Annotated in this window: 20 protein-coding genes; 11 read left to right on the top strand and 9 right to left on the bottom strand. The window is 69.8% G+C overall.

What is annotated here, in order from left to right; translation table 11 throughout:
- The first annotated feature begins 1 nt into the window (after window position 1).
- Together ACH413_RS00340 and ACH413_RS00335 are read left to right on the top strand one after the other, a co-directional pair.
- A complete protein-coding gene (locus ACH413_RS00340) occupies window positions 2-1,516 on the top strand; it encodes an alkaline phosphatase D family protein (RefSeq protein ID WP_360029414.1) in 1,515 nt (504 codons plus the stop codon).
- Entirely contained in the window at window positions 1,513-2,634 is a 1,122-nt protein-coding gene (locus tag ACH413_RS00335; protein WP_360029413.1) for a hypothetical protein, read from the top strand. Before ACH413_RS00340 ends, ACH413_RS00335 begins: the two co-directional genes overlap by 4 nt.
- 1 nt (window position 2,635) lies before the next feature.
- On the opposite strand, the gene ACH413_RS00330 is transcribed toward ACH413_RS00335, so the two are convergent.
- Complete coding sequence (locus ACH413_RS00330; protein ID WP_396424909.1) at window positions 2,636-3,670, bottom strand: aldo/keto reductase; 1,035 nt, start codon at window positions 3,668-3,670, stop codon at window positions 2,636-2,638.
- Between the two features lie 68 nt (window positions 3,671-3,738).
- On the opposite strand from ACH413_RS00330, the gene ACH413_RS00325 reads away from it, so the two are divergent.
- The 3 genes from ACH413_RS00325 to ACH413_RS00315 are packed head-to-tail and all read left to right on the top strand — an operon-like array spanning window position 3,739 to window position 5,359.
- Window positions 3,739-4,269, top strand: coding sequence for a hypothetical protein (locus ACH413_RS00325; protein ID WP_360029411.1), 531 nt, complete (start codon window positions 3,739-3,741; stop codon window positions 4,267-4,269).
- A 21-nt stretch (window positions 4,270-4,290) separates the two neighbouring features.
- Window positions 4,291-4,680, top strand: coding sequence for a MerR family transcriptional regulator (locus ACH413_RS00320; RefSeq protein WP_360029410.1), 390 nt, complete (start codon window positions 4,291-4,293; stop codon window positions 4,678-4,680).
- Between the two features lie 10 nt (window positions 4,681-4,690).
- Window positions 4,691-5,359, top strand: coding sequence for an MOSC domain-containing protein (locus ACH413_RS00315; protein ID WP_360029409.1), 669 nt, complete (start codon window positions 4,691-4,693; stop codon window positions 5,357-5,359).
- Here the strand turns inward: ACH413_RS00315 and ACH413_RS00310 are convergent.
- The gene (locus ACH413_RS00310) at window positions 5,356-5,778 is read right to left on the bottom strand and encodes a protein-tyrosine phosphatase family protein (protein WP_396424837.1); all 423 of its coding nucleotides are present in this window, start codon (window positions 5,776-5,778) and stop codon (window positions 5,356-5,358) included. The two genes, ACH413_RS00315 and ACH413_RS00310, sit on opposite strands and share 4 nt — an antisense overlap.
- A 97-nt stretch (window positions 5,779-5,875) precedes the next feature.
- Here ACH413_RS00310 and ACH413_RS00305 point away from each other — a divergent pair, with 97 nt between their 5' ends.
- A complete protein-coding gene (locus ACH413_RS00305) occupies window positions 5,876-7,210 on the top strand; it encodes a hypothetical protein (protein WP_360029407.1) in 1,335 nt (444 codons plus the stop codon).
- Here ACH413_RS00305 and ACH413_RS00300 read toward each other — a convergent pair.
- Together ACH413_RS00300 and ACH413_RS00295 are read right to left on the bottom strand one after the other, a co-directional pair.
- Complete coding sequence (locus ACH413_RS00300; protein WP_360029406.1) at window positions 7,176-7,649, bottom strand: hypothetical protein; 474 nt, start codon at window positions 7,647-7,649, stop codon at window positions 7,176-7,178. The two genes, ACH413_RS00305 and ACH413_RS00300, sit on opposite strands and share 35 nt — an antisense overlap.
- A gap of 30 nt (window positions 7,650-7,679) precedes the next feature.
- Window positions 7,680-8,084: a VOC family protein gene (locus ACH413_RS00295; protein ID WP_360029405.1), complete on the bottom strand. Its 405-nt coding sequence runs from the start codon at window positions 8,082-8,084 to the stop codon at window positions 7,680-7,682.
- 108 nt (window positions 8,085-8,192) lie between these two features.
- Between ACH413_RS00295 and ACH413_RS00290 the strand changes: the two genes are divergently transcribed.
- Window positions 8,193-9,158 (top strand): WYL domain-containing protein, encoded by a 966-nt coding sequence (locus ACH413_RS00290; RefSeq protein WP_360029404.1) that lies wholly within the window; start codon window positions 8,193-8,195, stop codon window positions 9,156-9,158.
- Here the strand turns inward: ACH413_RS00290 and ACH413_RS00285 are convergent.
- Entirely contained in the window at window positions 9,112-9,777 is a 666-nt protein-coding gene (locus tag ACH413_RS00285; protein ID WP_360029403.1) for a Clp protease N-terminal domain-containing protein, read from the bottom strand. The genes ACH413_RS00290 and ACH413_RS00285 overlap by 47 nt on opposite strands.
- A gap of 93 nt (window positions 9,778-9,870) precedes the next feature.
- Here ACH413_RS00285 and ACH413_RS00280 point away from each other — a divergent pair, with 93 nt between their 5' ends.
- The 3 genes from ACH413_RS00280 to ACH413_RS00270 all read left to right on the top strand — a co-directional run bounded on the left by ACH413_RS00280 (window position 9,871) and on the right by ACH413_RS00270 (window position 13,866).
- Entirely contained in the window at window positions 9,871-11,673 is a 1,803-nt protein-coding gene (locus tag ACH413_RS00280) for a serine/threonine-protein kinase (protein WP_360029402.1), read from the top strand.
- Window positions 11,674-11,680: 7 nt separating this feature from the next.
- Window positions 11,681-12,418 carry an SDR family oxidoreductase gene (locus tag ACH413_RS00275; protein ID WP_360029401.1) on the top strand — a complete coding sequence of 246 codons (738 nt, stop codon included), beginning with the start codon at window positions 11,681-11,683 and terminating at the stop codon, window positions 12,416-12,418.
- 182 nt (window positions 12,419-12,600) lie between these two features.
- On the top strand, window positions 12,601-13,866 hold the full coding sequence (locus tag ACH413_RS00270) for a glycosyl hydrolase family 18 protein (protein WP_360029400.1): 1,266 nt from the start codon (window positions 12,601-12,603) through the stop codon (window positions 13,864-13,866).
- On the opposite strand, the gene ACH413_RS00265 is transcribed toward ACH413_RS00270, so the two are convergent.
- Both ACH413_RS00265 and ACH413_RS00260 read right to left on the bottom strand, forming a co-directional pair.
- On the bottom strand, window positions 13,759-14,166 hold the full coding sequence (locus ACH413_RS00265; RefSeq protein ID WP_360029399.1) for an SMR family transporter: 408 nt from the start codon (window positions 14,164-14,166) through the stop codon (window positions 13,759-13,761). The genes ACH413_RS00270 and ACH413_RS00265 overlap by 108 nt on opposite strands.
- Window positions 14,166-14,480, bottom strand: a complete 315-nt coding sequence (locus ACH413_RS00260; protein ID WP_360029398.1) for a multidrug efflux SMR transporter — start codon at window positions 14,478-14,480, stop codon at window positions 14,166-14,168. The genes ACH413_RS00265 and ACH413_RS00260 overlap by 1 nt, the downstream gene beginning before the upstream one ends.
- A 51-nt stretch (window positions 14,481-14,531) precedes the next feature.
- Here ACH413_RS00260 and ACH413_RS00255 point away from each other — a divergent pair, with 51 nt between their 5' ends.
- Complete coding sequence (locus ACH413_RS00255; protein WP_360029397.1) at window positions 14,532-15,404, top strand: 5'-nucleotidase; 873 nt, start codon at window positions 14,532-14,534, stop codon at window positions 15,402-15,404.
- Here the strand turns inward: ACH413_RS00255 and ACH413_RS00250 are convergent, their stop codons facing one another.
- Window positions 15,405-16,091 (bottom strand): DUF2625 family protein, encoded by a 687-nt coding sequence (locus ACH413_RS00250; RefSeq protein WP_360029396.1) that lies wholly within the window; start codon window positions 16,089-16,091, stop codon window positions 15,405-15,407.
- Window positions 16,092-16,156: 65 nt separating this feature from the next.
- Entirely contained in the window at window positions 16,157-21,622 is a 5,466-nt protein-coding gene (locus tag ACH413_RS00245; RefSeq protein ID WP_360029395.1) for a carboxyl transferase domain-containing protein, read from the bottom strand.
- Window positions 21,623-21,680 lie beyond the last annotated feature (58 nt).

Genomic DNA, 21,680 nt, shown 5'->3' with positions numbered 1-21,680 from the left:
CATGACCACGTTACGGAGACGCACCTTCATCGTGGGCGGCCTCGCGGGAGCGAGCGCCGGGGTTCTCCTTCCCGCACTGGCCAACGCCATCGGCTATCCCTTCACCCTCGGAGTCGCGTCCGGCGAACCGGCGGCCGACGGGTTCGTGATCTGGACCCGCCTCGCCCCCAACCCGCTGAACGCCGACGGTCTCGGCGGCATGCCGAACACCAACACCGCCGTCGAATGGCAGGTCGCCACCGACGAACGCTTCACCGCCATCGTCCGCACCGGCACGTTCACCACCACCCAGGCAAGCGCTCACGCCGTGCACGTCACCCTCACCGGCCTGGAGCCGGGACGTGAGTACTGGTACCGCTTCCGCACCAGCGGTCACATCTCCCCCGTCGGCCGCGCCCTCACCGCACCGGCCGTCGGCACCTCGCCCGCACTGACCATGCTCTTCGCCTCGTGCGCGCACTACGAGGAGGGCTACTTCACGGGCTACCGCCGGATGGCCGAGGAACACCCCGACCTGATCCTGCACCTCGGCGACTACATCTACGAGGGCGCCGCCACCACCACGAAGATCCGCAAGTTCGCCCCCGCCACCGAGATCAGCACGCTCGCGAACTACCGGGTCCGCCACGCCCAGTACAAGGCCGACCCGGACCTGCAGGCCGCGCACGCCACCGCACCGTGGCTGGTCGTCTGGGACGACCACGAGGTGGAGAACAACTACGCCGATCTCGTCCGCAACGACAGCAGCCCCGCCGGTGACTTCACGGCCCGGCGCGCGGCCGCGTACAAGGCCTACTACGAGCACATGCCGCTGCGCTCCGCCCAGGCACCGACGGCGGAGAACATGCTGCTGCACCGCAGGGTCCGCTGGGGCAGCCTCGCCACGTTCCACATGCTCGACACCCGCCAGTACCGCGACGACCAGGCGTGCGGTGACGGCACGAAGGTCTGCCCGGAAGCCGACGCCACGGCGCGCACGCTCACCGGAACGGCGCAGGAGACGTGGCTGATCGACGGCCTCAGGCAGAAGCTCGGCACCTGGGACTTCCTGGGCCAGCAGGTGTTCTTCGCCCAACGGCTCGCCGCGGCGGACGGTTCCAAGAGCATGGACGCGTGGGACGGCTACACGGCCAACCGCACGCGCATCCAGAACGCGTGGGACGCCAACGGGAACAAGGGCACGGTCGTGCTCACCGGCGACGTGCACCGCAGCTGGGGCGCGAACCTCATGCAGAACTACGGAACGCAGAACCGGATCATCGGCACCGAGCTCGTCACGACGTCGATCACGTCCGGCGGTGACGGCAACGCGGCCGACAACAGCCTCAACCCGACGCTGAACCCGCACGTGAAGTACTTCAAGAACCTGCGCGGCTACGTGAAGACCCAGACCACCTCGACGGAGATGCGGGTCGACTACCGGGCCGTCGACAAGGTCACCGTGCGCGACTACCCGGTCAAGACCGTCGGCAGCTACGTCGTCGAGGCCACCAACCCCGGATTGCAGGCACCGTGAAGACACTCCTGATCGCGAGCCTCCTGCTGGCACCAGCCCCGATGACGTGGTCCACGGTCAACAGCGACTCGACCGGAGACCAGGACAACGCGTCCGTCTCCGCCACCCGCAACGGCTACACGGCCGTCGTGTGGGAGGACGACCGCGACACCACGGCCCCCACCGACCCGATCCACTCCGACGTCTGGATCCGCCTCTTCAAGGAGGGAGCGGCGGTCTACGAGAAGAAGCTCTCCACCGGCGGCACCGGCGACTGGCGGCACTGGCAGCCGGACGTCTCGCTGCACGAGGACGGCAGCGCGGTCGTCGTGTGGTCGGAGGACCCGGACGGCAACGGCTACTACAACATCGCCGTCCGCTCGATCAGCGCGTCCGGGACCGTGTCGGGTTCCGGCACGGCCAACGCGAGCGCCGACGGCCAGCAGTACTTCCCCAGCGTGGCGGCGGATCCGGACTCCGGCGGCTTCGCGGTCACGTGGGAGGACCAGCAGGGCACGGCCGCGCCCACCGTGCGGGTGAGCGTGTTCGCGTCCATCAGTTCCAAGACCTACGAGGCCCAGGTCAACAACGCCGGCGGCACGCACGCCAAGCCCCAGGTCGCGATGAGCGCCGCCGGCAACGCGATCATCGCCTGGGAGGCCGACGCGAACGTCGCCCGCAAGATCGTCACCGCGTCCGGTGGCGTGAAGCAGGCGCAGACCACGACGGGGCAGGGGAAACGCCCCGCCGTGGCGGCGAACTTCAACGGCGACTTCGCCATCGCCTGGGAGCAGTCCGGGGTCCGCACCCAGTCGTTCACGGCGGCCGGCACCTCCCGTGGTGCCGTCGCGTCGACCACCGGCACCGATCCGCAGATCGGCATCGACGACCAGCTCGGCGTCGCGGTGACGACGACGGAGGCGCAGGACGTCCACACCGTCCTCTACAACCCCGACGGCACCACCACGGGCCGTCCCGAACGGCAGCTCACGGTCTCGAACGCCACCGGCAGGCAGGACGAACCCGCCGTCGGCGTCGACCCGTGGGGTCGCGTCACCGTCGTCTACACCGACGACAACGACGGCAACGGGTTCGACCAGATCTACCTGGGCACCGGTCTGACCACCCAGCAGTGGTGACCTACCTCTGATCGAGCGGCCTGCGGCGCTGGTGGACCTCCAGCAGCGCCGCGGGCTTCCAGAACCCGTGCACGTCGTAGGTGTCGACACCGGGCGGCACGATCTCGTCGATCCGGTCCAGCACGTCGTCGGTCAGCACCAGCGAGGCGCCCTCCAGCAACGACTCCAGCTGCTCCATCGTGCGCGGCCCGGTGATCGCCGAGGTCACGCCCGGATGCGTCGTCACGAACGCGACCGCCAGCGCGGGCAGCGACACGCCCATCTCGTCGGCGAGCTTCGCGAACTGCTCCACGGCCTCGAACTTCGCCGCGTTGCCCGGCAGCGACTCGTCGAACCGCTCAGGCGTCAGCGTCGCCCGGAACGCCTCCGCGGCCGCTCCCCTGCGGTGCTTGCCCGACAGGAAACCGCTGGCCAGCGGGCTCCACACCAGCACGCCCATGCCGAGCCGCTGTGCCGTCGGCAGCACCGACCGCTCGACCCCGCGCGCCAGCAGCGAGTACGGCGGCTGCTCGGTCCTGAACCGCAGGTAGCCGCGGTTCATCGACACGTGGTGCGCCTCGACGATCTCCTCCGCCGGGTACGTGGAGCACCCGAACGCCCGGATCTTCCCCTCCCGCACCAGGTCGGTCAGCACCGACAGCGTCTCGTCGATGTCGGTGCGGTAGTCCGGCCGGTGCACCTGGTACAGGTCGATCCAGTCGGTGTCGAGCCGCCGGAGGCTGTCCTCGACGGCGTTGAGGATGTGACGACGTGAGTTGCCGCTGCGGTTGCGGCCCTCCCCCAGCGGGAAGTGCACCTTCGTGGCCAGCACGACGTCGTCGCGCCGGTCCTTCAACGCCTTTCCGACGATCTGCTCGGACTCACCCGCCGAGTACATGTCGGCGGTGTCGACGAAGTTGATGCCCGCGTCCAGGGCGCGATGGATGATCCGCACGCCCTCTTCGTGGTCGTTGTTGGCCACGGATCCGAACATCATGGCGCCGAGGCAGTGGTGGCTGACCTCGATGCCGGTTCCCCCGAGAACGCGATAGCGCATGTTCATGGCGAGAACCTACGAACTAGAGCCGTCTCTAGGTCAAGAAGCACGTTGTTACTCTCGGGATCATGACCTCCGAAAGCGACCGACAGGCGTTCAAGCCCCTGCCCGGTCGCACGACCATCAGTTCGACCGCCTGCGAAGCCGTGCTGCGAGACCTGTTGCCGCTGGTGGGGGCCGAGATTCCGGCCGCGGACCAGCCCGACGTCAAGCCCTCGTGGCGCCATCGGGCCCGGCGTGCCGTCGGCAAGGCGGTGGCGGCGACCGAGGAAGCTCCCGAGGAATGGTTCGAACCGTTGATGCAGGCCGCCGTCCTCGAACCGGACTCCGGGTTCAGCCGGGAGCTCGTCAAGCCCGCCATCACGGCGTTCGGCCGGCGCCGCGTCCAGCTCGCGCTGCTCGACTACCTCGACAAGGGCACCGCGGCCGACGTCGCGGGCGCCACCCGCGCCTGGCACGGGACCGAGGTCCAGATCGCGTACGAGCCCGGATCCAAGACGCCCACGCCGGAGAGCCTCGCGGAGTGGGAGGAGTCCAGCGATCTGCGCGAGCGCTACCAGCAGCTGCGCGAGCAGGTCGAGGTGCGTTCGGCCGGGTAGTCCGGCACCTATGCTCGGAGCATGGGGCTGAGCATCGGACAGGTGGCGGAACGCACCGGACTGAGCGTGCACGCGCTGCGGTTCTACGAGAAGGAAGGCATCCTCGCGCACCAGGTCCACAGAGGACCGGGCGGCCGCCGGGTGTACACGCAGCAGGACATCGACTGGCTGAAGATGTGCATCATGCTGCGCATGTCGGGGATGCCCGTGCCGGAGATCCGCCGCTACACCGACCTGGTCCGCCAGGGCGACGGCAACGAGCTGCAACGCCTGGACATCCTGAAGGAGCACCAGCAACGCGTGGCCCAGCAGATGGTGCAGCTGCAGGAGTGCATGGACCTGATCACGCACAAGGTGGGCATCTACCAGGACTACGTCAATTCGATCGCTGCCAGGGCGGTCGGCCAATAGTCTCGGCCCCATGCCTGTCGTGCTCTCGCTGAACGTCGCCCAGAAGACGGTCCCGGTCGGCTACGCCCGCACGGGCGCCACCGGAATCGACAAGCGTCCGGTGGACGGACCGCTGCGGGTCAGCCCGCCGGGCGCCAAGGGGTCGGCGGGCAGCGGCGTCGCGGGTGACTCGATCGCCGACTGGTCCGCGCACGGCGGCGACTACCAGGCCGTGTACGGCTACGCCCGCGAGGACCTCGACTGGTGGCAGTCGGAGGTGGGCGCAGAGTTCCACGCCGGCCAGTTCGGCGAGAACCTGACCACGCAGGGCATCGACCACACGACCGCGCTGGTCGGCGAGCAGTGGCGGATCGGCACGGCGTTGCTCGAGGTCAGCGGGCCGCGCATCCCGTGCCGCACGTTCGCCGAGTTCCTCGGCCAGCGCGGCTGGGTCAAGCGGTTCACCCAGGTCGCCCGGCCAGGGGCCTACTTCCGCGTGCTGGAAGCGGGCCTAATCGGGCCGGGCGACGAGATCACCGTCGTGCACCGGCCCGACCACGACGTGACGGTCGAGCTGTTCTTCCGCGCCGTCACCACGGAGGCCGCGTTGCTGCCCCGGCTGCTCGCGGCCGGCGACTCGGTGCCGCCGGAGGTCGTCGAGCTGGTGCACAGGCGTTCGGTGGTCGAGCTCGATTCCTAGTTCGGCGGGAAGTTCCTGACCCAGCGCTTCTGCCACGGCGTCTCGACGGCGCGCTTGTGGTAGTTCGCGCGCGTCCACGCCACGGCCTCGGCCGCCGGGACGCCCGCCAGCACGGCCAGGCACGAGATCACCGTGCCGGTCCGGCCGATGCCGCCGCTGCACGCCACCTCGACCAGTTCGCCGGACAGCGCCCGCGCGTGCAGCGTGCGGATCAGCCTGATCGCGGCGTCGTGGTCACGCGGGAGGCGGAAGTCCGGCCAGTCGATCCAGTCGTGCGGCCACGGCACGTCGACCGGCTTCGGCTGCAGGTACACCCCGTACCGCGGGTGAGGCTCCACGATCTTGCCGTCGCGCAGGCCACGCCCTCTGATCACGGCGCCGTCGGGTAGCTCAATCGTCTTCAAGGAACGTTCCCCCATGAGTACCGAGCGAGTGCTGAGCGAACAACAGTACTGAGACCGAACACAGGACTCTCGGCGGATCCGCCGGGCAGGTCGTTCTGCCAGCATGACCGCCATGTACTCCGACCGCGCCCTCGTCATCGGCGCCGGCTTCGCGGGGCTGCTGGCGGCGAGGGTGTTGTCCGAGTCGTACGGCGACGTCGTGCTGGTCGAACGGGACAGGCTCACCCCCGACACGGGCTACCGCGCGGGCACCCCGCAGGCCTCCCACCCCCACGCGCTGCTGGCGCGCGGGGCGGACGCGCTCGAAGCGCTCTTCCCGAGACTCGGCACGGAACTGGAGGACGCGGGCGCGGTCCGCGCGGACCTCGGCAGCGACTTCCTGATCCGCACCCCGTCCGGCTGGGCACCGCGCGGCTACCTGGGCCTGAGCGTGCTCTCGACGACGCGGGTGATGCTCGAGCGGACCATCCGCCGCCGGGTGCTGAGCCTGCCCAACGTGTCCCTTGTGGACGGTGTGACGATCGACGGCCTGCTGCACGACCGGGGCACGGTCACCGGGGTGCACGGGCGGCACGACGACAGGCCGTTCACCGACTACGCCGATCTCGTGGTCGACACCTCCGGCCGCGACGGCAAGCTCGTGTCGTGGCTCGCGGAGCTCGGCGTGCACTGTCCCGCACCGATGATCGTCAACGGCCACCTCAGCTTCACCTCACGCCTCTACGAGGTGAACCGCGACCTGAAACTCGACTGGAAGACCGCTTTCGAGGTCACCCACGCCCCCGCCGCGCGACGCGGCGGTTCGGTGTCCACAGTGGACGGCAACCAGTGGTTCGTGACGCTGTTCGGCGCGGACGGCGACGCCGCGCCCACCGACGACGACGGCTTCCTCGACTACGCCGCGACCCTGCACTGCCAGGACATCGCCGAGATCATCAAGACGGCCACCCCGGTGTCGAAGATCTACCAGGCGGGCAACCTGCGCAGCCGGTGGAACCGCTTCCACCAGGTCCCGGACTGGCCACGCGGCCTGCTCGCGCTGGGTGACTCCGTGGTCTCACTCAACCCCGTGCACGGCCATGGCCTCACACTCGCCGCCCTGTACTGCCTGGATCTGCGCGCACTGCTGCAGGAACACGACCTCGCCAAGGAACCGCTCGTCTTCCAGCGCGCGGTCGCCAGGACCGCCCGGACCCCGTGGAGGTCCGCGACGACCGCCGACCTGGGCTGGAGCGCCAGGAAACTCTCGCTGAGCACCCGGTTGCTGCGCTGGTACACCGACCGCGCGTTCGAGGCCGCTCCAGGAAACCGGCAGGTCTACCGTGCGTTCATCCGCGTCTCGCACCTGGTCGACCACCCGGCCACGCTGTTCCGGCCGGCCGTGCTCTTCCGGGTGCTGCTCGGAAAAGCGTTCAGCGGACGGCGCCCTCGGGCCACAGAACCGTGACCGGTACGCCCCGCGACCGCGCGTAGGCCACCACGTCGGCCGTCCCGCCGGGTCCACGTCCTGGGAGCCCGTCCCACACCGCGAGCAACGAGTCGGATTCGTCGACCATCCGCTTGCCCGCCTCCATGTACGCGTGCGGATCCGGCGTGACGTACTCCAGTTGCACGACCTCGGCCGCCCGCGCGAGCAGCCCGTCGTAGACGGCCCGGTAGTCCTCGGGCAACGTCTCGCGGTACCTCGAGGCCGGCAGCACCGCGACGAGAGCGCCGCCCACTTCCAGCACGGCCTGCGCGAACACCGCGTCCGCGCCGTCCGCCAGGCACGACACCCCGGCCACGTCGCCGTGCTCCGCCACCGAGGCGCGGATCATCTCGTCGATCCGCGCCTCCAGTTCGGCGGAGAGTCCGCGATGTCCTGTGATGGCGAGGCGAGTCGTCATTTCAGCAGGATATGCGGCAGCGGACGGCTTTCAGTCGCGGCGGTTCTGCTCCGCGATGGCCAGGTAGTGCGTGTTCGTCATGACCCCGAGGATGTTGCCGAACGGGTCGACCACCGACGCCGTCACGAAGCCCGGGCCGCGCACCTGGGGTTCGTCGTGGACCTTGGCGCCCAACTCCTGCAACCGTGCGAACGTCGCGTCCAGGTCGTCGACCGCCCAGTAGAGGATCTGCCCCGCCGGTCCGTCGGACGGCGTCACCTCGAACCGGCGGTTCACGAGGCCGAGTTCGGCCTGGTAGTCGCCGATCCGGAACTCGACGTAGGCGAGCGTGCCGTCCGGGGTGCTCCGCTCGAAGTAGGCGTCGACCCCGAGGAACCGCGCGTACCAGTCACGGGCCTCGGTCAGGTCGTCGGCGTAGTAGGACACGGTCGACATTCCTCGCAACACAACTGCCTCCAGGAGAACTTCGCTTCGGTCTTGTAGCTCCAAGCTTCCGCCGTAAAGTGCTCATCGAGTGAGCACTTTTAGCGGGAATCTGGAGACATGCGCGCAGACCGTCTAGTCGCCACGTTGTTGCTGATGCAGGCTCGCGGCCGGGTGACCGCCGCCGAACTGGCCGCGGAGCTCGAAGTCTCGAACGCCACCGCCCGGCGCGACCTCGAGGCCCTGTCCGCGGCGGGGGTACCCGTGTACCCCCAACCGGGCAGAGGCGGAGGCTGGTCGTTGATCGGGGGTGCCCGCACCGATCTGAGCGGCCTGACCTCGGCGGAGGCCCAGGCGTTGTTCCTGGTCGCCGGACCGGCCACGTCCGTGGCCCCGGAGATCAAGTCGGCGTTGCGGAAGCTGGTCCGCGCGCTGCCGCAGACCTTTCGAGCCGAGGCGGAGGCCGCCGCCGAGTCGACCATCGTCGACACCGCCGGATGGGGCGAGGTCACCTCGGACAGGCCGGGCCTCGTCACCGCGCTGCAGCAGGCCGTCGTCAAGCAGGTGCGGGTGCGGCTGAGCTACCAGAAACGCGGTGAGGCACCGAAAGAACGTGTGGTGGACCCGTGGGGACTCGTGGACAAGGACGGCATCTGGTACTTGATCGCCGGTACCGACGAGGGCCGGCGCACGTTCCGGCTCGACCGCGTCACGGGTGTGATCCCCACCGACACCCCGTCCTCGCGGCCCGCCGACTTCGAACTGGCGGGCGCCTGGGGCGAGGTCGTCACGGCCATGGAGGAACGGCGTTCGGAAACGTCCGCGACCGTGCTCGTGCCCACGAGGTTCCTGAAGGTCTTCCAGCACCAGCACGGACGCCACTGCACGGTCGTCGAGGACCAGGGCGAGTTCACGCTGGTCGAGCTGACGGCGCCGCGACCGCTCGACATCGCCCGCAACGTCGCCGGGTGGGGCGGCCTGATCACCGTCGAGTCGCCGGAAGTGCAGGAACACCTGGCCCGCATCGGCGCGGAGCTCGTCAGCCGATACCGGCGTGCTGTTCCAGCCGCGCCAGCCGGGCCATGATCATCTCGAGGATCTTCGCCGCGTCCGGGGCGGCCTTCTGCTGCTTCTTGAGGTGGACGATGCCCGCGAGCGCCGTCTGGACCGCGCGGCGCGCGCCCTTGATCTCGATGCCCAGCTCGCGCAGTTCCTCGCCGCCCGCGCCGTTCGGTTCGGCGACGATGCCGAGCAGCAGGTGCTCGCAGCCCACGTAGTTGTGACCCAGGGCGATGGACTCGACGACCGCGAGCTCCATCGCCGCCGCCCCGTCGTCGGCGAACCCTGGTTTCCCGCCCGTGCCCGCGGGGACGGAGGAGGACAGGCCTCTCGGTTCGACGTCGAGCGCGCGGAGGACGTCCATCGCCAGGTTCTCGCCCTCCCCGACGATGCCGGCCAGCAGGTGCGAGGTGCCGACCTTGGCTCCCTGGGCGACCTCGGCGGCGATCTGGACGGCCTTCCACGCGCGCTCGGTGAACTGCGGGGGTGCCTCGCGCTGGAGGTCTCTGATGTCGAGCGCCCGGATCGCGGCGATCCGCTTGACCGAGCCTTCGAGCGCCCGCTGGCAGATCGCCGAGACGGGAATGTTCATGTCCTTCACGGAGTCCGCGAGCTCGTCGGGCAGGTACACGTTGATTTTCGGCATAACCCCATATCTACCCCCAGATGGGGTTACAGTCAACGACGAACGCGGCAACCGTCACACTTGTGAGTGATCAGAGGGGACGGGAGCACCCGCGTGGAGGACAGCAGCAGGCTCATCGGCAGCCGCTACCAGTTGAAGCAGAAGGTCGGCCAGGGCGCGATGGGAGTCGTCTGGCAGGCCTACGACGAGCAGCTTCACCGCGTGGTCGCAGCCAAGGAGTTGCTCGCGCTCGACGGCCTCGACGAAGCCAGGGTGGACCGCGCGAAGGCCAGGGCCATGCGCGAGGCCCGCCTCGCCGCGCGTCTGGAGCACCCGAACGCCATCCGCGTCTACGACGTGGTGGAGGAGGACGGCCGGCCCTGGCTGATCATGGAGTACCTCCCCTCCCGCAGCCTCGCCGCCGTGATCACCGAGCAGGGCACGCTGCCGCCGCGTGAGGTGGCCCGCATCGGCTGCTACACCGCCGCTGCACTGGCCGCCGCGCACCGCCACGGCATCCAGCACCGCGACGTGAAGCCCGGCAACGTCCTGATCGGCGACCAGGAAGTCAAGATCACCGACTTCGGCATCTCCCGGGCCACCGACGACGACGGCACCGCCACCGCGACCGGCACCGTCGGCACCCCCGCGTTCTTCTCCCCCGAGGTCGCCCGCGGCGAGGACGCCGGTCTCCCCTCCGACGTCTTCTCGCTCGGCGCCACGCTCTACAACGCCGTCGAGGGCGGCCCGCCGTTCGGCACGGCGGACAACAACCTCGTGATGCTGCACCGCGTGGCCGGCGGTTCGATCATGCCGCCCGCCAACGCGGGCCCTCTGCTCGCACCCGTGCTGTTCCGGCTGCTCGCGAACGAACCCGAGCGGCGTCCGAGCATGCAGGAGGCCGTCCACCTGCTGGCCGCCGTCGTGAACGAGACGCCGCAGGCCTCCCAGGCGACCGTGGTCATCCCGGCGACGGTCAAACTCCCGGTCGAGGCCCAGCCGGAGGAGAAGGCGAAGCAGGAGGCCGCGGCCGCCGCGGCGGGCCTGATCGCGGGTGCGGCTGCTGTCGAGGCAGCCGGATTGACCGCACCGGCCAAGGCGGAACCCGAACCCGAGCCGACGCCGGAACCCGAGCCCGAGCCGACGCCGGAACCTGAGGCGACGACACCGGTCGCCGAGGTGGCGGCTCCGGCGGAGGCACCTGCTCCCGTGGAGCAGAAGGCGCCGGAGGCGGCTCCGGTCGCGACCCCGCCGCCGGTGGTTCGCGAGACCGTCGCGCAGCCGCCCACGCCGGTGCTCCCCGTCAGCCCGCCGCCCGCACCCCCGGCGGAACCCGACGAGAACCGCCGCAAGTTCCCCCTGGTCCCCATCGCGATCGTGCTTCTCGTGCTGGCCGTGGGCGTCGGCTCGTTCCTGCTGTGGCCCAAGGGCAACGGCAACCAGAACAACGCCCAGTCGCCGACCAACAGCCAGACCGGCTCCCAGTCGAACCAGCAGACGACGAGCCAGACCCAGCCGCAGCAACCGGCGGACAGCCAGACCCCGCCTCCGGAGAACTCCCAGACGAACCCGCCGGCCGGCACGCCGAGCCAGGGCCAGCCGGAGCCGCCCGCCGGGCCGAAGAACGCCCAGGAGGCGATCACCGCCTACTACGCGCTGATCCCCGGCGACCTGCAGACGGGCTGGTCCCTGCTCACCGACAGCTTCAAGGCAGGGCGAAACCTGAACTACGACGGCTACCAGGGGTTCTGGCGTCAGTACTCCTCGGTGCGGCTGTCGAACTTCGTGCCGCAGGGCGACAACGCCGTGACCGTGACGTTGCAGTACATGCAGGGCGAGAACGTGGCCATGACGGAGACGCCCACGTTCACGTTCGTGCAGCAGAACGGCAAGTGGCTGATCAACAGCCAGGGATGATGGCGGCATGACTCGACGCGCACTCGTCACCGGAGCCTCCCGCGGCATCGGCGCCGCCATCGCCCACGCCCTCGCGGCGGGCGGCCACCAGGTGGCCGTCCACTACCGCTCCGGCGCGGACGAGGCCAAGGCCGTGGCGGCGAGCCTGCCCGGCGACGGCCACGTCACCGTCCAGGGCGATCTCGGCGCGAACCAGGCAGGACAGGTCGTCAGCGAGGCCGCCGAGCAGCTCGGCGGTCTCGACGTCCTGGTGAACAACGCGGGGATCTACTTCCACCACCCGATCTCGAGCACGAGCTTCGAGGAGTGGCAGGACGCCTGGCGCCGCACGATCGAGCTCAACCTGTACGGCCCCGCCGACCTCGCCTGGCACGCGGTCCGGCACATGACCGCGGGCGGCCGCATCATCAACGTCGGTTCGCGGGGTGCCTACCGGGGTGAGCCCGACGCCCCCGCGTACGGCGCGGCGAAGGCCGGTCTGCACGCGATGACCCAGTCACTGGCCCAGTCCCTGGCGCCACAGGGCATCGCGGTCGCGGGCGTCGCGCCGGGGTTCGTGCGCACCGACATGGTCACCGACCTCCTCGCCAGCCCCGAGGGTGAGCGGATCCGCGCGCAGAGCCCGTTCGGGCGCGTCGCCGAGCCCGAGGAGGTCGCCGCCGCGGTCGCGTGGCTGACCACGGAGAACGCGATGTGGGCCAGCGGCACGATCATCGACGTGAACGGCGCCTCACACCTCCGATGATTTCGCGGAACGACCGGAACCAGTTCCGGTCGCCAGTTGATCTTCCAGCAACCGGTCTAGACCACTAACGTCGCGGTGGGCGCTCGACGAAGTGGAAGGCCTCCCCTGCAATGCGTTCATTCCGTTCACGCCTCGGTGCCGCTGGCCTCGCGCTGGCCGCCGCCGCGGCGACAATGACAGTCATGGCGCCTGCCGCGCAGGCCGCCTATCCCGCCGGGTTCAAGAGCGTCGGCTACATGCCGTCGTGGTCCGGCAGTGTCAGCTCGATCCAGTACAGCAAGCTGACGCACATCAACTACTCGTTCGTGCTGCCGAACTCGAACGGCACGCTCCAGGGCGTGCCGGACCCCGGCAAGCTGCAGCAGCTGGTGAGCCTCGGCCACCAGAACGGCGTCAAGGTCTCGATCGCGGTCGGTGGCTGGAACGACGGCAACGACGACAACTTCGAGATCCTGGCCGCCAGCGCGAACGGGCGCACGACGTTCGTCAACGCACTGATCAACCTGGTCAACCAGTACAACCTCGACGGTGTCGACATCGACTGGGAGTACCCGGATCCGGGCGCTGAGGGCAACAACTACACGTCGCTGATGACGCAGCTGGGCAACGAGTTGCACAGTCGCGGCAAGCTGCTCACGGCCGCGGTCGTGAGCGAGGGCGGCACGGCGAACGGCGTGCAGCCCGCGGTGTTCGGCGTCGTCGACTGGCTGAACATCATGGCCTACGACGGTGGCAGCCCGCACGCGAACTACGACTGGTCGATCGCTTCCGTCAACTTCTGGAAGAACCGCGGACTGCCGGCGAGCAAGGCCGTCCTCGGTGTGCCGTTCTACAGCCGGCCGACCTACATCTCCTACCGCGACCTGGTCGCGCAGGACCCGGCCAACGCCAACCGCGACAGCTACAACGGCAACCAGTACAACGGCATCCCGACGATCAAGCGCAAGACGACGTGGGCGCTGTCGAACGCGGGCGGCATCATGAACTGGGAGCTCTCCCAGGACACGACCGGTGCCACCAGCCTGCTCAACGCCATCTGGGAGACCGCCGGCAACGGCAACCCCCAGCCTCCGACCGGCGGCACCATCACCGGTTTCGGCGGCAAGTGCGTCGACGTGGCCGCGGCGAACTCGGCCAACGGCACCGCGGTGCAGCTCTACGCGTGCAACGGCACCAACGCCCAGCAGTGGACTCGCAACGGAAGCACGTTGCGCGCCTTGGGCAAGTGCCTCGACGCGTCGGGTACGGCCAACGGCTCGGTGACCCAGCTGTGGGACTGCACGGGTTCGGGCAACCAGCAGTGGACCTCCGAGTCCAACGGCCAGTTGCGCAACACGGCGTCAGGAAGGTGTCTCGACGCCACCGGCAACAGCTCCGCCGACGGCACCAGGCTTCAGCTCTGGGACTGCGCCGCCACCGCCAACCAGCGGTGGACCATCAACGCCTGAGGCTCCTGACTTCAGGAACTTCAGGCCGATGACGCAGGCGATGATCCCGGTGAGGAACACGATCTTCCACGCGGAGACCGCTTCCTCGCCGGTGATCATCGCCCACGTCACCGTCAGTGCCGCGCCGATGCCGACCCACACGGCGTACGCGGTCCCGACCGGAATTCGTTTCATGCCAACGGAAAGCCCGACCATGCTCAGCGTCGCGGCGACCAGGAAGACCACATAGGCCCCCTGGGACAACGCCGTCGCCCACACCGCTTCGAGCACCGCGCTTCCCAGCAACACGGCCCAGTACATCAGCTCACCACCTTCAGGCCCGCGACGCAGCCGACCAGCGCGACGAGCAGCAACGCCCTGGCCACCCCGAGCTTCTCCTCACCGCGCAGCACCGCGACGAGCACCGTGAGCACGGCCCCCACGCCGACCCACACCGCGTACGCCGTGCCCACGGGAATCCCCCGCATCGCCCACGCGAGCCCGACGACGCTCAGCGTCATCGTCACGGCGAACACCACCACCGGCCACAGCCGGCGGAATCCATTCGACGCCGACAGCGCCGTGGCCCACACGGCCTCCAGCACTCCCGACGCGACCAGCACCACCCAGTACATTGGTACGACCGTACCAGAAAAGCCCCTGGCCGGGCGTCTACGATCCGTGATGTGGCTCCCAGCCTGGAAAACCTGCTGGTCGTAGGCGTCGCGTCGAGCGCTCTGTTCGACCTGACCGCGTCCGACGCCGTCTTCGCGTCCGAGGGCGAACAGGCCTACCGCGCCTATCAGGAAGCCCACCTCGCCGAACCGTTCGCGGCGGGCGTCGCGTTCCCGTTCATCCGCCGCCTGCTGCAACTCAACGCGCTGGCACCGCTGGTCGAAGTGATCGTGCTGTCGCGCAACTCCCCCGACACCGGCTTGCGCATTTTGAGGTCCGCAGCCCACCACGGCCTCACGATCACCCGCGCGATCTTCACCGAGGGCCGCGCCCCGCACGAGTTCATGCCGGCCCTGAACATGTCGCTGTTCTTGTCCGCCAACGAATCCGACGTCCGCAAGGCCACCCTCGCCGGTCTCCCAGCGGGCCAGGTGCTCAAGTCTTCGTTCCAGGACGACGACGATCCGGCGCTGCGCATCGCGTTCGACTTCGACGGCGTCCTTGCCGACGACGCGTCCGAGCGGATCTACCAGAGCGGCGGACTCGACCAGTTCCAGCAGCACGAGGCCACGAACGTCGTCACGCCGCTGGACCCCGGTCCGCTGAGGAACTTCCTCGCGGGCGTGAACCGCATCCAGCGTCAAGCGGAGGACCGGATCCGGGTGTCCGTCGTGACCGCCCGCTCCGCTCCCGCGCACGAGCGGGCGATCAACAGCCTCAAGGCCTGGGGGCTCACGGTGAACGACGCGTTCTTCCTGGGAGGGTTGAAGAAGGCGCCGATCCTGGACGTGCTCAAGCCGCACATCTTCTTCGACGACCAGCGCGGGCACCTGATCCAGACGGTGCCGTGCGTGCACGTCCCGTTCGGCGTGAGCAACGAGTGATCAGCCGAGCTGCCGCGCCATGTCCTGATGAACAGCCACGAGCTCGTGCAGCGGAACGGCCTTGCGGCTGGTGCTCGCGAGGTCCGCCCTGCCTTCCGCGGACCACAGGGGCGGGAAGAACGAGAGCCCGTCCCGCAGCCCGACCGCCGACACCTCCTCCTGCCACGACGGCCAGAAGAGCGACTCGTAGAACTTCGCGGCCCCACCCGCCAGCATCACGTCGAGCCAGTGGCTGTAGCCGCCGTCGAAGGTCTCCCACTCCAGCGCGTCCGGCGCGAAGTAGACGATCTGCCCCGGCTCCCCCGGCCTGCCGAACCGCGCGGGGTCCATGCCGTTCCAGACGAACTCGCCACCGAGCACGTCGTGCCCGACGACCAACCCTCCCGGCGTTCCCCAAGCGGGGTCGACCGCCGCGGGAAACCCGTTCACCTCGGCCAGGCTCGCCATCGCGCCGCCGGACCCGCCGTACACGCGCAGCCAGCCGTCCGCCAGGACCAGGCCGCCGCTGTTCAGCACCACGGCGCCCAGCAACGACCGCGCCGTCACCTGCAGTTGCAGCAACGCCGCCCGGCACGCCTCGGGATCGCCGGGAAGCACGGTGCACGAGGTCGGCCCCTCGGCGATGGCCTCCAGCACGACGGGCCAGCCCGGATCGTCCACGTCGGTCAGTTCGGTGATGTCCCGCACGGTTCTCCCCCAAGAGAAAAGGCCCGGCCGTCCCGCAACGGGAAGGCCGGGCCTGATCCTAGAGATTACTTCGCGAGACCGTCCTCGATCGCCTTGATGATCGCCGGCCGCAGCTGAGCAGCCGAGATGATCGCGTCGACCGCCCCGACCTCGACCGCGCGCTGCACGCTGTGCACCCGGTCGAACTCCGCGGCCATCTCGTTGAGCTTCTCGGTCCGCACGCTCTGGCGCGTCGTCACCAGCTCGGCGGTCAGGGCCGCCCGCTCGGCGCCGGACGCCTCGGCCACGGCGGACTCCAGCTTCTTCACGCGCGGGTCGTTGGCCGTGCGGCCGTCGACCTCGCGGGCGAACACCACGGCCGCGGCGGGCGCGCCGCCGATGACCGAGGCGAAGGAGCCCTCGACCGCGAGCACCGTCATGGACGGGTTCAGGGCCTTCGAGAAGACCACGAACGCGCCGCCGTGGTACCGCGAGATCACCGTGAAGACGATCGGGCCGCGGAAGTTGACGATCGCGCGGCCGATCTCGGCGCCGTACTCCAGCTGCAGTTCCCGCATCGACTCCGGCGAGCCGTCGAAGCCGGACAGGTTCGCCAGCACCACCAGAGGCCGGTTTCCGGAGGCCGCGTTGATCGCGCGGGCCGCCTTCTTCGACGACTTCGGGAACAACGTGCCGGCGGTGTAGGTGTCCGGGCCGTCGGTGGGCGGGAAGCCGGTGCGGGACACACCGCGCGACTCGACGCCCAGCAGCGTCACCGGGATGCCGCCGAGGTGCACGTCCTGGACGACGGCCGTGTCGGCGTCGGCCATGCCGGCCCAGCGCTCCAGCACGTCGTGGTCCTGGTCGCTGAGAGCACGCATCACGGTGCGGATGTCGAACGGCTTCTTGCGGTCCGGGTTCGACTCGATCGAGAAGATCTCGCCGACCGTGGTGAACGGGCTGTCGCCGACGATGTGCGGGTACGACGACACATCACGCGACGAGGGGTCCGAAGTGGACACCCGGCGCGGTCCGGACTCGCCCGGCGCGATGTAGCTGTGCTCGTAGTGGCCCAGCAGCACGTCGAACGCCGCCCGCAGGTTCGGGGCCCAGTACTGCGCCTGGCCGTTCGGGCCCATGACGCGGTCGTAGCCGCCGATGCCGTAGTTGTCCTCGGCCGAGACGCCGCCGGAGAAGTCGAGCGCCTGCTTGCCGGTCAGCACCATCGCCGAGTCCGGCGTCATGACCAGGATGCCCTTGGTGTGCATGAGCATCGTGGCCTCGGCGTTCCAGTACGGCTGGGCGCCGACGTTGATGCCGTTGACGACGACGTTGATCTCGCCACCGTCCTGCGTGAACTCGACGATCCGCTTCAGCGCCGCGGCCACCCAGTCCATGTTCTCGACACCGGAGTTCATCGAGATCTTCGCGCCGGACGAGAGCGAGAACCACTCCAGCGGAACGGAGAGCTCCTCGGCCAGGTCGATGGCGTGGATCACCCGCGAGCACTCGGGTTCGGCCAGCGCGCCCAGCGACTTGGTCGGGTCGCCCAGCAGCACCACGCGCTTCATGCCCTCGGGGTACGCCGGGGTCGGCGTGGTCACCACACCGACGACGATGCCGGCCTTGTTGCCACCGCGCGGGCGGTCGACGGGCACCAGCGCGCCCTCGACCAGGTCGTGCTCCACGAAGGACCCGCCGTCGCCGACGAGCATGTCGACCAGCTCGTACGGGTAGATCGTGCCGCGCGACTGGGCGCGCAGGACGTTCTGGCGGTAGTCGTCGAGCGGCTGGATCGGGTCGGTCGGCGGCTGCACGAACGAGAACCGCACGCCGGAGCCCGCGTCGTTCGCGATCCGCACGCCGATGTCGGTGAGCTCACCGGACACCGGGTCCCTGCGACGCGCCAGGAACAGGACCTCTTCCAGGTCCAGGCCCGCGGTCGTCGGCAGCACGCGCTGACCGATCGCGTCCAGGTCCTTCGAGGACAGCTCGGTGGGCGGCCACGCGTAGAGCACCACGCGGTTGGTGGCCAACCGAGTGCGGCCACCGGCCTGCGCGCGAGCCCTGCGGATGCCGTCCAGGCACGTGGCCAGCACGTCCTCGGCGGCGGGCAGGGCCACGATCCGGCCCTCGTCGTCGCGCAACGGCGTCAGGTCGCGGACCTGGCCCAACGCCACGAGCCGCTCGTCGGACTTGTTCGCCTTGGCCACGGCGCGGAACAGGTAGACGTCCTCGTCCACGGAGGTCAGACGGGTGAGGTCGAACTCGCGCAGCCGTTCGAGCTGCATGCGTTCGGCGATGCGCGGGTGCAGCCCGCGCACCAGCCTCTCCTCCGCGAACCCGTTGGACGACGGGCGGAACGTGAAGTGGTGGTGCATCGACTCGCCACGACGACCCGCGACCGTGGTGGTGATGCGGGTGATCGTCGGCGGCAGCTGGTGCGCGGCCAGGGCGGCACCCAGACCGGCGGCCATCTCGTCCTGGTCGGACGGGCCGTCGACCCAGTTGACGTAGAGGTCCGCGACGACCGCGCTGCCGGTGCCGTGCTTGACGACGTCACCGACGGCGTCGATCAGCGACGGGAACTCCACCGCCGTCGAGATGAGCCGCGTCTGCTCCGGCTCGTTCTCCGCGAGGAAGAACGCGCCGTTCACGCGCGGGTTCTCCAGCGCCTTCTTCGTGTAGTAGCGGCGGGCCAGCACCTCCAGCAACGGGGTGTTGTCCGCGCCGGGCTTGCCGATGCGCTGGCCGAGCAGGCGCACCAGCGGTTCGGCCGAGGCGACCATCGCCGCGATCCGCTCCTCGCGGTCCGCCGCCTGTGGCTGCGCGTCGAGGTGGATCAGGTGCTTGCGGACCTCGCTGTGCACGCGGGCGCGGTTGCGGCGCACCAGCGGCTGGGCGAACCAGGTGAACACGACGCTGCGGGCGAGGTCGGCCACCGCCGGGTAGCGGACCTGCGTCGCGGCGACGATGTGCTCCAGCACCAGGCCGATCTGGACCTGCTCGGACTCGACCGGCGGCGCCTCCTGCACCCACTGGCGCAACAGGGTCGTCGCGACGGCCGCGTCGAACACGCCCCGGCGCGACGCCACGAAGATCCGGAAGACGGCCTGCTCCAGCTCCGGCGTGCGGTCGAGCTCGGTGATGCCGTAGTGGCCCATCACGTTCTGCAGGCGGGCGCGGAAGCCCTCCGGCAGCGCCGCGCGGTCGGCGTCGAGGGTCTTGAGGTAGGTGTGGAGGTGCTCGCGCGGAGAGTGGATGTGGTTCTCCGGCTTGGTCTCCTCACCGGCGGGCCGGTTGCGCGAGAGGTCGCAGAGGTCGGCGAAGATGCCGAGCAGCTGGGCCTCCTGCACGAGCGGCCGCTCCAGCAGGTCGTGCCGCGCGCCCATGTAGTCCGTCAGGACCCGCTCGGTGTCGGCGGCGGTGGTGTCGAAGCCCAGCAACAGGTTGCGCAGGTCGTCGAGACCGCGGGCGACGAGCTCCTCCGGCCGGACGTCCGTGCGCGGCGCGGGCAGTTCCAGCTCGACCGCGGACTCGGACTTCTGCTCCTCGACGGCGCCGGCCTCGTCCTCGATCTCCTCCAGCTTGAGCAACGCGCCACCGGCGGGCACCTGGGTGCCGACGACGACGTTGAGCTCTTTGAGGCGTGCGCGGAACGGCGCGCGCAGCACCGTCTCCATCTTCATCGCCTCGAGCACGAGCACCGGTGCGCCGGCCTCGACCTCGGCACCGACCGCGAGCGGGGTGGCGACGACGAGCGCGGGCATCGGCGAGCGCAGGACGCCGCCCTCGTCGCGGGTGACGCGGTGGGTGACCCCGTCGACCTCCACCTGGTGGACCACGCCGTGCGTGCCGGTGACGACGCGGAACCGCTCGCCGTTGACGGTGATCTGGCCGACGTGGTGGTCGAACCGCTCGACGTCGACGTCACCGGTCAGCACCGTGTCGGAGTCCGCGGCGGACACGCCGACGCGGTACTTCGCGGCACCGATGCGGGCGACGTTCACGACGTAGGGCTGGCCGCGCAGGACGAACTCCAGCTTGACCGCGCCCTCGTGGTTCGTGCGCGGCTGGCCGCCACGCGAGGACGCCAGCAGCTCGGAGCGGTTGATCTGCTCCTCGTCCTCGTACACCTCGATGCCGGCCGCGGCGAGCGCGATGGCGGAGTGGCGGTGCGAGATCAGGCCACCCTCGGCGCGGACGCGGTCGATCCACGAGGTGTCGGCAGAGCCGTCGATCACGGCGGGCTCGTCCAGCAGGTCGAGCACGAAGCTCTTGTTGGTCGTGCCGCCCTCGATGATGACGGTCGTCTCGGCCATCGCGCGGCGCAGCTTGCCCAGCGCCTCGTCACGCGTGCGGCCGTACGCGATGATCTTCGCGATCATCGAGTCGAAGTCGGCGGGGATCTGCGAGCCCTCGGCCACGCCGGTGTCGACGCGGATGCCGGGGCCGGCCGGGAGCTCCAGCCGAACGATCGTGCCGGGACACGGCGCGAAGTCGCGGTCCGGGTCCTCGGCGTTCAGGCGGGCCTCGACGGCGTGGCCGAGCTCGACGGGTTTGTCGCCCTCGAGCTTGCCGCCACCCGCCACGTGCAGCTGCGCCTTGACCAGGTCGAAGCTGGTGGTGATCTCGGTGATCGGGTGCTCGACCTGCAGGCGGGTGTTGACCTCGAGGAACGCGAAGAGCTTCTCACCGGGGTGGTAGAGGAACTCGACGGTGCACGCGCCGCGGTAGCCCACCGCGTTCGCGAGCCGCTCGGCCGAGGACTTCAGCTCGTCGACCTGGTGCGGCTCCAGCACGCACGACGCCGACTCCTCGATGATCTTCTGGTTGCGCCGCTGCACCGAGCAGTCGCGGACGCCGAGCGCCCACGCCGTGCCCTGGCCGTCGGCGATGACCTGCACCTCGACGTGCCGGGCGCCGGTGACCAGGCGCTCCAGGAACATCACGCCGGAGCCGAACGCGCGCGCGGCCTCCAGGCTGGTGCGCTCGAAGTTCTCTTCCATCTCCGCGGGGGAGGTGATCTTGCGGATGCCCCGGCCACCACCACCGGCGGTCGCCTTGAGCATCAACGGGTAGGTGACCTCCTCGGCCACCTTGAGGGCGTGCTCCAGGTCCGTGACCGCACCGCGCGACCACGGCGCGACCGGGACACCGACCTCCTCGGCGATCAGCTTCGAGCCGATCTTGTCACCGAGCTTGCGCATGGCCTCGGCGGACGGGCCGACGAACGTGACGCCGACCTTCTCGCACAGTTCGGCGAACTCGGGGATCTCGGCGACGAAGCCCCAGCCGACCCACGCGGCGTCGGCCTTCGTCTCGACGAGTGCCTTCTCCAGGACCTCCAGGTTGAGGTACGGACGGTCAGCCGCCAGGCCGAGGTTGTAGGCGAGGTCCGCTTCCCTGACGAAGGGCGCGGACTTGTCGACATCGGTGTACAGGGCGACGGTCTCGATCCGTTCCCCTGACTCGGCGGCGAGCTCACGGACGGCGTGGATCAGCCGCATAGCGGCTTCCCCGCGGTTGACGATCGCTACACGACTGAACAACGACTTGGCTCCTCGCGGACATTACGACCTCAGCGGCAAACGCCGCCCAATCGATGTA

Source organism: Lentzea sp. NPDC020367, from assembly GCF_044387305.1.
In the GTDB taxonomy this organism is placed as follows: Bacteria; Actinomycetota; Actinomycetes; order Mycobacteriales; family Pseudonocardiaceae; genus Lentzea.
Note: the sequence above shows the minus strand (reverse complement) of the source record. Positions and strands in the feature narration are given on the sequence as shown.